The following is a 9382-nucleotide window of genomic DNA, read 5'->3' on the forward strand; positions in this document are numbered from 1 at the left end:
TGCGAATCGAAGGATTACGAAGTGGCCGTCTCTTGTCACATGGATCTCTCCCGTCGCACCAAGGGAAAGATCACCCGTACACCACTCCCATGGACGCTAACTAGCGGGGGCCGCCCTCTTGCGGTGCAAGAAATTGATCCCAAATCGCCAAAATTAAGTGATTCTCCGCCTGATGAGCGCTCATCCTACGTAGCGCCCTAAACGCACTCAGGAGTTCCGTGAACGTCTCGAACCGCAGCCTTGAGGGCGGCAAGGTATACACCGCCAGCGAGGGGCTACCTGCTCGCCAACAGTCCGGCCATCGCTGTCCGCAGCGGCTACTTACTGCGCCCGCCTGCCCACGACGTACTGGCTGTGGCGCTAACCTACGAGCCCGCGCATACGTCCGGCTACGGGAGCAGGCGGAAGAGGCCGTCCTCCAGGTAAGCAGTCTGGCCGGCGTCTGCCGCCAAGATCGCCGCGGTCATCCTCCTCGCCAGGCCTGGCGGCAAGAGCTTGTCCAAGTCCGCGGGAGGAGCGAATACGTATTCGTCGAGCTCCTCGGGCTGCAGGCGGAGCGCCGCGACTTGGGAGTCAGTGAGCACGCCTGCGTTGAAGACGAACATCAGCCCGGCGTCCCAGGGCGGTGCCGGTGGCACCCAGTCGACACATGCGAGCTGACCCACCGGCGATGCGATGCCCAGCTCCTCCTGTAGTTCACGGAGCAGAGCACTGACGGGGGACTCCCCTGCCTCGACCATCCCGCCGGGGATGTCCCATTCGTCCTTGTAAACCGGGTGCACGACAAGCACCCGCCCCTCGTTGTCTCGGAGCAATGCGCCTGCCGCAGCACGAAGGCGGGGTACGGAGGCGACGTAGGCCAGGTGTGACGCAGAGTCGCTCATGACGGCTCCGACACTATGAGCCGCGCACGGCCTGGCGCCGGGGTATTTCCAAACCTCACGTGGAAGCAGCTTGTACACCACTGGGCGGGACGTCACCGGCCGACAGGGAAAGACGGCGTGTCGCCCACGGACTGTTCGTACCCTGAGCCGGTGCGTACCGGCTCTCTCGACACCCGTTTGATCGTTCTCCGCGGGAACTCCGGCTCTGGGAAGACCAGCGTCGCCCGTGCCGTGCGGGCCGCCTATGGCCGTGGCCTGGCGCTGGTCGGCCAGGACGTCGTACGGCGGGAGCTGCTGCGGGAGCGGGACGTACATGGCGGTGTGAACATCGGCCTCATCGACACGATCGCCCGGTACTCCCTCGATCACGGGCATCACGTCCTGCTCGAAGGCATCCTTACCGCCAGCCGCTATGGGGCGATGCTGCAGTCCCTGCGCCGTGACCACACCGGGACCACCGCCTTCTTCTACCTGGACGTGTCCTTCCCCGAGACGCTCCGGCGGCATGACAGCCGCCCCCAGCGGGTGGAATTCACCCCGGACCAGATGCGGGAGTGGTATCAGGAGCGCGACCTGCTGCCGGACGGGTGCGAGACGGTCATCGGCGAGGACAGTCCGCTGGAAGCGTCGGTGCGGCAGGTGCTGCGCCAAGCGCGCCTGACGCCAGCACAGACCAACCAGTGAGACAACGCCCCGCGATGAACGGCCGCCTTGCCACCATGATCCACCATGCGGTCGGCGGACCCGATCGGCCCACTTTGGGCACCCTTATGATCGTGCCGTCCGTGCAGGCCATCGATCCCGCCATGGCGGTCACTTATCGTCTTGCCAATTGAGAAGGCATCAGCCCCGAACCTGCCGTTATCGCTGCCCAGATACGCCGACATGACCCGAAGTCAATCCCCGCAGTCCGGACATCAGTCGTCGGCTGGCCAGAACTGGAAGAGGTACGCCTCCAGATCCACCCTCATGCGGGTCGAGTCCTCAGGCTGTACCGGCCGCAATTGGCGCATCAGTGCACGCACGTTCCAGTGCGCACCCGCACGGCCCAGATCGAGGACGTTGTGCTCGATATTGTGGTACTCCACTTCCACTGCGGCGACCTGCCCGGAGGTGAAGTAGATGCGCGCCTCTTGTGACTTGTCCCATTCCTCGGTGGTCCTTGGGGGGCCGTCCCATAGTTCCAGTTGAACACCGACCTCCTGCCATCCGTGCTCGGTGTTGACGCATGCGCCGTCGTCGACGGCCTGGAACCATGCGTCGGGATCAGGGTCGACGCCCAGTGGCCCTGGGTCGCTCAAGTCGCGTCCCTGATCCTCTAAGGCGAAGGCGCCGTAAGAAGGCAACCGGACCCGGTCGGTCACGGACTTGATGAGAATGCTCATGCAGACTCTCCTGGAAGTGATCGCGTCGATGTTCCCATGTTCCTCCGTTCTGTCCATAATCCTTCAGGGGTACCGCCCTCGACGACTCGCGGGGTGGCCGTTCCGACTGATCTGCACCGGGATGATAGCGGTATCCGCCTGATTGTCCCGTTAATTCCGGGTAGCTGATGCGGCGTTGCCCGCGACGCTCGGGTAGGCGGCGGATTCGCGGCTGAGGACTGCGCTCACTCCTTCGCCGGGTTCTACGGACGCTGTGCCCGGCCGGTTGAGGAGCGACCAGCCGGGCACAGCGCACTTCTAACCGTTATCTCAGCTGGACGAAGAAACCGTCAGACTTGAGGATTCGGTTGTTCTGTAGCCAGGCGCCCTGTATGCGGCCAAAATCCTGATTCTGTTTCGTATTGACGAGTTCGATTGAGAAGTTATAGTCGGGGTCTGCGTACATAGATCCCTGCTGCGTTGCCGCCCATGGGAATTCGTCGCAGTCTTTACTCTGCGGATCCGAATACATGGTATGCCACGGATATTTATCTGCGAACTCCTTCTTGCATATCGCCGATGTATAGTTGTGCTGTGCGTCGGCCTTCTCCGCATTGGATAGGCGATACATCAAGTGATCGATATCCCCTCCGGGGATGATCTTCCGATAGCCTTCAGGGGCTCTTGGGAAGGCGAGACCGGGCGTATAGGGATGCGTCTCCTCGTCGGGATTCGTCGCCCTCTCGATGTGATCCCAAATCTGGGGAAACGAAACCGCCTTGGAATTGGTGCTCGTCTTTGCAAAGCTGAATCTGGGAATGCCCGACGTCCAGATGATGCAGCCGCCGTTCTTGTACCAGCTTATATATAATGCCGTGTCACAGCGAACCTCCTTCACCGTGGGGACAGTGGATGTCTTCGTGACCCCACTGGGGAAGGTGGCGTGTCCTCGGATCCCCAGCGCACAGTAACCTAGCCAATCCTCGCCTTCGTGCCTTGTGGACGCGTAGGTTCTAGTGACCTGCCAGTCGGCTGTGCTGTTTGCCCATGTGCTTGACGGGTAGCTTCCCGTCAGACCTTCGGAACGCACGAAGGGGCAGTGGCTGGGATTAGATTGGCTGTCTGGATCCACCACATGAGCGTCGAAGCTGAGCTTGAACTGGTTTCCCGTTCCGGTGGGTTCATCGGGAACGACTCGGACGGAGAGATCAAATTCTCGCGCAATTCGTCGAGTGCTGATGCGATAATAAACTTTCCCGGTCGCCTCACCTGCGAGATATGCGTGCCCGAGGAGGTTGACCTTCCATTCTCGGGCAACATAATGTGCGACGACGCACCAGCCGAAACGATGTTTGGAGGCTCCGTTCTTATCGCGATATTTGGAGTCGCTTGCACATTCTGTGGACGTGAGCTCAGAGGCTTCCTGAGGGCCGGAAGGTAAAATATCTACGGCTTTGGGGCCGATGTCTGAACTCGCCACAGAGGGTGTCGCGACTCTGTTTTCGGCGGGCGTCAGGGATACAGCTTCGGGTTTCTTGCTAGGGGAATTGACCGACTTCGCAGGTGGTTTCTGCCTCGTTTCCGCGGCGATGGTGATGGCCTGCCAGTCGGTCCAAGCGCTTGTCTTTCCGGAGTTGGTGACACGGGCACGCCACCGGACCTTCTCGCCGTTCTGTAGTTGGTCCTTGGGCACCTGCAGCGTCACCTGGGACTCGCCGGCCTTGGCAGTGGTCTGGCCCGACCAGATCCGATGCTTGCCCTCAGCTGTCTTATGCGTCTTGGCGGACTTGATGGGCTTGGCGGGTTCGCCGGCAATCTCCACTTCCACCTTCGCCTCGCCGTCGTGCCCGGTGAGCCAAGTGGTGAGGCGGGGGGTGAGCGTGTCGGCGACGGTGACACCGTTCATGGTGCGGCTGTCGTCCACCGTCAGCTTCTCAACTGCGGTGGCGGGGTTACCGGCCGTGCCAGTGCTCAGTCTCTGTGCTGTGCTGCTCGTCGCTGCGGCACCGACGGGGGTGTTCATGTCGGTTTGGATCTGCGCCGCGGTTTGGGCGCGGTTGTAGATGCGGACCTCGTCGATGAGGCCTTGGAAGTATTCGCCCCATACGTTGTTGCCGCCGATGTGGAGCGGGCCGCCGTCGTCGTAGAGGCTGCCGCCGGTTATCGCGGCGGTGGCCGCCTGGTTGCCGTTGACGAACAGGCGGGCGGTCGTGCCGTCGTAGGTGACGGCGATGTGGCTCCAGGTGTTGGTCGGCAGTGGCGTGGAGGGGCCGAACTCCCAGTCGTAGTCCGTGGTGAGATAGGCGACGGGCCCCTGTCCGTCGGATGCGTACAGCGAGTAGGAAGCTCCGTCGAGTGAGCTGAGCTCCTTCATGATCACGCTGCGGTAGCCCGTCACTGTGCTGGGTTTCACCCAGGCCGACAAGGTCATGCCGGTGGACAGGCGCAGCGACGCGGCGTCCTGGACGGTGACCCAGCTCGAGGTGCCGTTGAACGACAGGGCCTTGCCGTACTTGCCCTGGGTGGCCCAGGTGGTGTCCATGGCCGTGCCGGTGTTGTTCTTCCCGGACGAGTCGGCGACCACCGTGCCAGCACCCTGCTCCATGCCATAAGCCGCCACCAGCCCCTGAACCGGAGTCGGCGTTGATGTCGGGCTCGGCGTCGGGCTTGGTGTCGGGCTGGGGGTGGGACTTGGTGTGGTGGAGCCGACGGGGGTGTTCATGTCGGTCTGGATCTCGGCCGCGGTCTGGGCGCGGTTGTAGATGCGGACCTCGTCGATCAGGCCGCTGAAGAACTCGCCCCAGGCGTCGTTGCCGCCGATGTGGAGCGGGCTGCCGTCGTCGTAGAGGCTTCCGCTCACGGCTTTCTGGGCGACCTGCTGGCCGTTGACGAACAACCGCAGGGCGGCACCGTCGTAGGTCAGCGCCAGGTGGCTCCAGCTGTTCACCGCCAGAGGGGAGCTCCCGCTGAGAGTGGAGAAGTCGTCAGGGGCGGTTTGCACCCAGCCGGCCGGGCCTGTGCCGTTGGAGGCGTACAGGGTGTAGGAGACCCCCTCGGTGCTCAGCTCCTTGGCCAGCACGCTTCTCCAGTCGGTCACCGTGGCCGGGTTGACCCAGGCAGAAAGCGTCATTCCGTTCGTCAAGCGCAGCGACGCAGTGTCCTGGACGGTGACCCAACTGGAAGAGCCGTTGAACGACAGCGCCTTGCCGTACTTGCCATTCGCCCAGCCGGTGTTGCTGCCCGTACCGTTGTTGCTCCGTCCAGAGGAGTCGGCCACATTGGTCCCCGATCCCTCGTTCATGCCGTAGGCCGCCACTAGCCCCGAGACGGACGGAGACGGGGAGACGGACGGAGACGGGGAGACGGACGGAGACGGGGAGACGGACGGAGACGGCCCGTACAGTGCTAGTTCATCAGCAAAGATTTCTCCGAGAGGTGCGTCGCCTGACAGTGTGAGGCGTATTTGAGCTTTGACCGCACTGGTAGGGGGATTGAAGGACGCCTCGGCGGGAGACCACGAATCTGCGGCTACCGAGTAGCGTGTGATACTTGAAGAAATCAGTGAGTCATCGGCGTCGAACCAGTCAACCCCGTAATCGACGGAGGTGTTCGACGAGGCCGTGAACCAACCGGCCACTCTATAGTAGTCATAGTATCGCACAGGAATTTTTTCCGAGCGAACAGTTGTGGAGGTCGCACCCACCGTGGGGGAGACCAGCAGCGATCCTGTACCGTTCGCTTCATGCGCCTTAATAGTTGACTGTTGTAATGCCCCATTTTCTCCACTCCAGGGTTCGGTGTTAGTTTCGAAATATGGATTGGCGTTCAGTATTTGATCGGGTGCGGGTGTTTCCGGTGGAGTGTTTTCTTGGGGAAGGTCGGAAGGGTCAGCTGCACCTATATCGGGATTACTACCCTCCTGTACTTCGTCTTCAGAAAGCCCTTCGGGATAGTTCACATCCTCCATAGGGAGATCCACAGAGGTTCCAGACGCGATGGCCTGAGCGAGTTCGTCCTCTGGCGAGTTGACAGACATTGGCGGATCTTCCCCTTCGTACACCTCGCCCCGGTCCACGCGAGCCTTGTCGTCCTCGTAGTAGGCGGGAGGCAGGGGTTGATCAGCCGGGGCCTGATAAACAACCTGGAGAGACTCCGCCGGCTCGTATTCGATTATCAGTGTAGGGGGGTGGCGGTAGCCTGGGTATGGCTGACCGCCGCTGTATTCACTGGAGTAGTACTGGCGCCAGTTGGTCGTCGCGGTTTCACTGACGGCCCGCAACATCATGCCCTTGTTGGGCACGCCGTTTTCGATCCAGCCGCGGACCATGCTTTTGACCTGATGCCACAGCGCCTCGTCCTTGGCACACCAGGTGCCGCTGGCGTCGTAGTTGTACCCGGCGTCGTTGGTGCCCTCGGTGCCGCTGGCTATCGACGGCTGATAGCCCCAGGAGACATAGCCCTCTTGCCAGTCGGAGGTGACGCGCTGGACCGTGATGCCCGTGCCCGCCCCCAGCGGGTCGCCACACAGCGCTCCGTTGGGGCCGCCGGACTTGTAGTTCCAGATGATCAGGTCGGCGTCGTTGACGGTGGCGCCCAGCAACGCCGGGTCCGTGGTGTCGAACCTCAGGTATACGCGGGCGATGTCCGCGCTGCTTTGGGTGGTGCCCGCGCGCAGCCAACCGTCCGGGCCGTGGTTGCTGTAGGGCTCGTTCTTGTTGACCCAGGCGTCGGCGGGTTTGCCGCCGCCGAACCAGTCGGAGGAGGCGGCGATCGTCACCGGGTAGGTCACCGCCGGATCGGCCAGGAACTTCTCATCCGGGCTGAACACCAACTCCGATGTCGTGCCGGAGGTCTCCACGCGCGCGTCGACCTGGGAGGACCTCCCCTGCTCGGGAGAGGACTCCACCTTGGCGTCCATCGCCGTCAGCGCGATCGGCGCCGCCGCCGCCTTACCCTGGGCGTCCTTCAGCTGCGGCAACCCCTCGGGCCCCTTACCGAACTTCGTGCCCTCCGGGAGGGTGAGGGGCAGGCGTACGGTCACTGGGCCGTCCGGCTTACGCCGGAAGACCACCTGGGAAACGAAACCGTCGGCCTGGGCGATCACCACAAGGTCCGCGCCCGGCGCGACAGCGTCGGGGTAGGTGACCGTGCTGCCGGAGACCTTCGGCTCCGGCAGCGCCCGGGTCACCTTCAGGCCCGTGGTCCCCTTCTCCCCCTTCGCCGACACCAGGTGTCTGGCCCCGCGCTCGCCGAAGGTCAGCGGTGACTTGACCCGCGCCGCCTGCAGCGTCCCGTCGCGGGCCACGACACGGGTGTCGATGGGCTCCCAGGTCCCGGTGGCCTTGTTCTTCAGCTGTACCGGCCGGGTGGACAACTCGGCCCGCAGATGCTTGCCGTCGGGCTGCGCCCAGACCTTCATCTTCTCGGTGAAGTGGGCCGGGACCTCAACGGGTTTACCGGACTTGGCCGCCTTCTCCCAGGCGGCCTTGAGGTTCGGATCCGGAGTGGCTTTCGGTGGTGTTATGGATGCGGATTTAGCTGGGGAGGGTGGCGTTGGGCCCTGCGCGGTCGCGGGCGCGCTCATGAGCGAGAGCGGCAGCATCAGAGTCGCGATCAGGGCAGCACGGCGGCGCGTCCGGGTGGCTAAGCCGGACGCTGATAGGCGTCTGTTCACTCACAACCTTTCGAACAGGTGCGGACAAAACCCCGTGATCATCACATAAAGTGAAGATAAAAGTAAAGATCGTTTTCGGTAACGGGAAAGATATACTCCGTCATGACGGCTCGTAATCTTCAAGTAGTGAGCGGCCAGGATGGGAGCGAAATACAGGCGACGGAGCGTTTCACTTTATGCGGCTGTGACTGACCATGTAGTTACTGACCTTTAATTCGTGATGTCGCCTCCCGTTCTCATGGTCAGGCCGGTCGGTGGGAGGCATCCGTCGATGAGGTGGGCCCGGTACTGGATCTTCTTCAGGGCGCGCTTGATGACGCGGACGAGCTGGGGCAGGTCGGCGGCGGCGAGGTTGGCCAGGGCGCCGCGTTTGAGCAGGGACCAGATGCCCTCGGTGGGGTTGAGGTCGGGGGCGTAGGCGGGGAGCTGGACGATGGTGAGCCAGTCGGCGTGCTCGGCGGCGAAGGTCTTCATCCCGGGCACTAGGTGCAGGTTGAGGTTGTCCCAGACCAGCACGATCGGGGCGCCGAGCTGGGCGTGGGCATGAAGGATCAGGTCGCGGTAGTCCATCCAGCCGAAGGTCTTGGGCTCGCCTTTGCGGCCGCGGTAGACGTGCAGGCGGTAGATCAGCCGGGAGCGTTCGCCGGGTTTGTAGCAGACCAGGGCGGCGATGTTCACCCGTCCGCTTCCGCGCCCGCGGACGTGTACCACCGGCGTGTGCCCGCGCCGGCCCCACGTTCGTGCGCGAGGCGGCCTCAGCCCTTGACCGGCTTCGTCTTCGAAGCAGATCCAGGCGCCGTCGGCCGCCGCGGATCTTCCACCTGCGGCCAGACCTCCTTCTTCCACACCTCGATCGCGGCCTCGTCCCGCTCGATCGCCCGGCGGGCGGGGCGCTGGCACGACCAGCCGTTACGCCGCAGCAGGTACCACACCCCCTGAACGGTGTAGCCGAGGTGGAACATCCTGCCGATCAGCGTCTTGATCCGCATCAGCGTCCAGCGCTGGTCGGCGAACCCGTGCGCCAGCGGACCGCGTTCCAGCTCGGCCTCCAGCCGGGCGAACTGCGCCGGGCTGAGCCGGGGCAGCGCGTGCGGGCCTGCTGAGGCCAGCGCCGCCGTGCCACCCTCGCGCCAGGCGCGCCGCCACCGCTCCACCGACCGCTGAGTGACCCGCAACGTCCGGGCTACCGCCGCGTTCGTGACCCCCTGCTCGAACATCACGGCTGCGCTCAGCCGTACCTCCTCGCGGCGCCGCTGCTCCTGGGGGGTGAAGCCGCCGCCTTGGGCATACCGCACACCCTGGTCATACAGACCAGATCAGCCCTCGTCAGCTCACCGACAAGACCCATTTAAAAAGTTCCGTAGCGTCCATGGGAGTGGTGTACGGGTGATCTTTCCCTTGGTGCGACGGGAGAGATCCATGTGACAAGAGACGGCCACTTCGTAATCCTTCGATTCGCA

General features: G+C 63.4%; 6 protein-coding genes. 1 reads left to right on the top strand and 5 read right to left on the bottom strand.

Annotated elements, in window-relative coordinates; genetic code table 11:
- Nucleotides 1-389: 389 nt before the first annotated feature.
- Nucleotides 390-884, bottom strand: coding sequence for an NUDIX hydrolase (locus FLV34_RS37975; protein ID WP_147945457.1), 495 nt, complete (start codon nucleotides 882-884; stop codon nucleotides 390-392).
- Between the two features lie 150 nt (nucleotides 885-1034).
- Between FLV34_RS37975 and FLV34_RS37980 the strand changes: the two genes are divergently transcribed.
- Entirely contained in the window at nucleotides 1035-1568 is a 534-nt protein-coding gene (locus tag FLV34_RS37980) for an AAA family ATPase (RefSeq protein ID WP_261986063.1), read from the top strand.
- 233 nt (nucleotides 1569-1801) lie between these two features.
- Here the strand turns inward: FLV34_RS37980 and FLV34_RS37985 are convergent, their stop codons facing one another.
- From FLV34_RS37985 to FLV34_RS38000, 4 genes are all read right to left on the bottom strand, one after another.
- The gene (locus FLV34_RS37985; RefSeq protein WP_147945459.1) at nucleotides 1802-2269 is read right to left on the bottom strand and encodes a hypothetical protein; all 468 of its coding nucleotides are present in this window, start codon (nucleotides 2267-2269) and stop codon (nucleotides 1802-1804) included.
- A 304-nt stretch (nucleotides 2270-2573) separates the two neighbouring features.
- Nucleotides 2574-7850 (bottom strand): LamG-like jellyroll fold domain-containing protein, encoded by a 5277-nt coding sequence (locus FLV34_RS37990; RefSeq protein WP_147945460.1) that lies wholly within the window; start codon nucleotides 7848-7850, stop codon nucleotides 2574-2576.
- A 282-nt stretch (nucleotides 7851-8132) separates the two neighbouring features.
- The gene (locus FLV34_RS37995) at nucleotides 8133-8768 is read right to left on the bottom strand and encodes a transposase (protein WP_147945461.1); all 636 of its coding nucleotides are present in this window, start codon (nucleotides 8766-8768) and stop codon (nucleotides 8133-8135) included.
- Nucleotides 8678-9217 carry a winged helix-turn-helix domain-containing protein gene (locus tag FLV34_RS38000; protein ID WP_147945462.1) on the bottom strand — a complete coding sequence of 180 codons (540 nt, stop codon included), beginning with the start codon at nucleotides 9215-9217 and terminating at the stop codon, nucleotides 8678-8680. Before FLV34_RS38000 ends, FLV34_RS37995 begins: the two co-directional genes overlap by 91 nt.
- Nucleotides 9218-9382: the final 165 nt, after the last annotated feature.

The sequence above is a fragment of the Microbispora sp. CSR-4 genome (assembly GCF_008033685.1).
In the GTDB taxonomy this organism is placed as follows: Bacteria; Actinomycetota; Actinomycetes; order Streptosporangiales; family Streptosporangiaceae; genus Microbispora.

Coding starts and splice junctions, on each gene's coding strand:
- FLV34_RS37975 (WP_147945457.1), bottom strand. CDS start 884: ATGAGCGACTCTGCGTCACACCTGGCCTACGTCGCCTCCGTACCCCGC.
- FLV34_RS37985 (WP_147945459.1), bottom strand. CDS start 2,269: ATGAGCATTCTCATCAAGTCCGTGACCGACCGGGTCCGGTTGCCTTCT.
- FLV34_RS37990 (WP_147945460.1), bottom strand. CDS start 7,850: ATGCTGCCGCTCTCGCTCATGAGCGCGCCCGCGACCGCGCAGGGCCCA.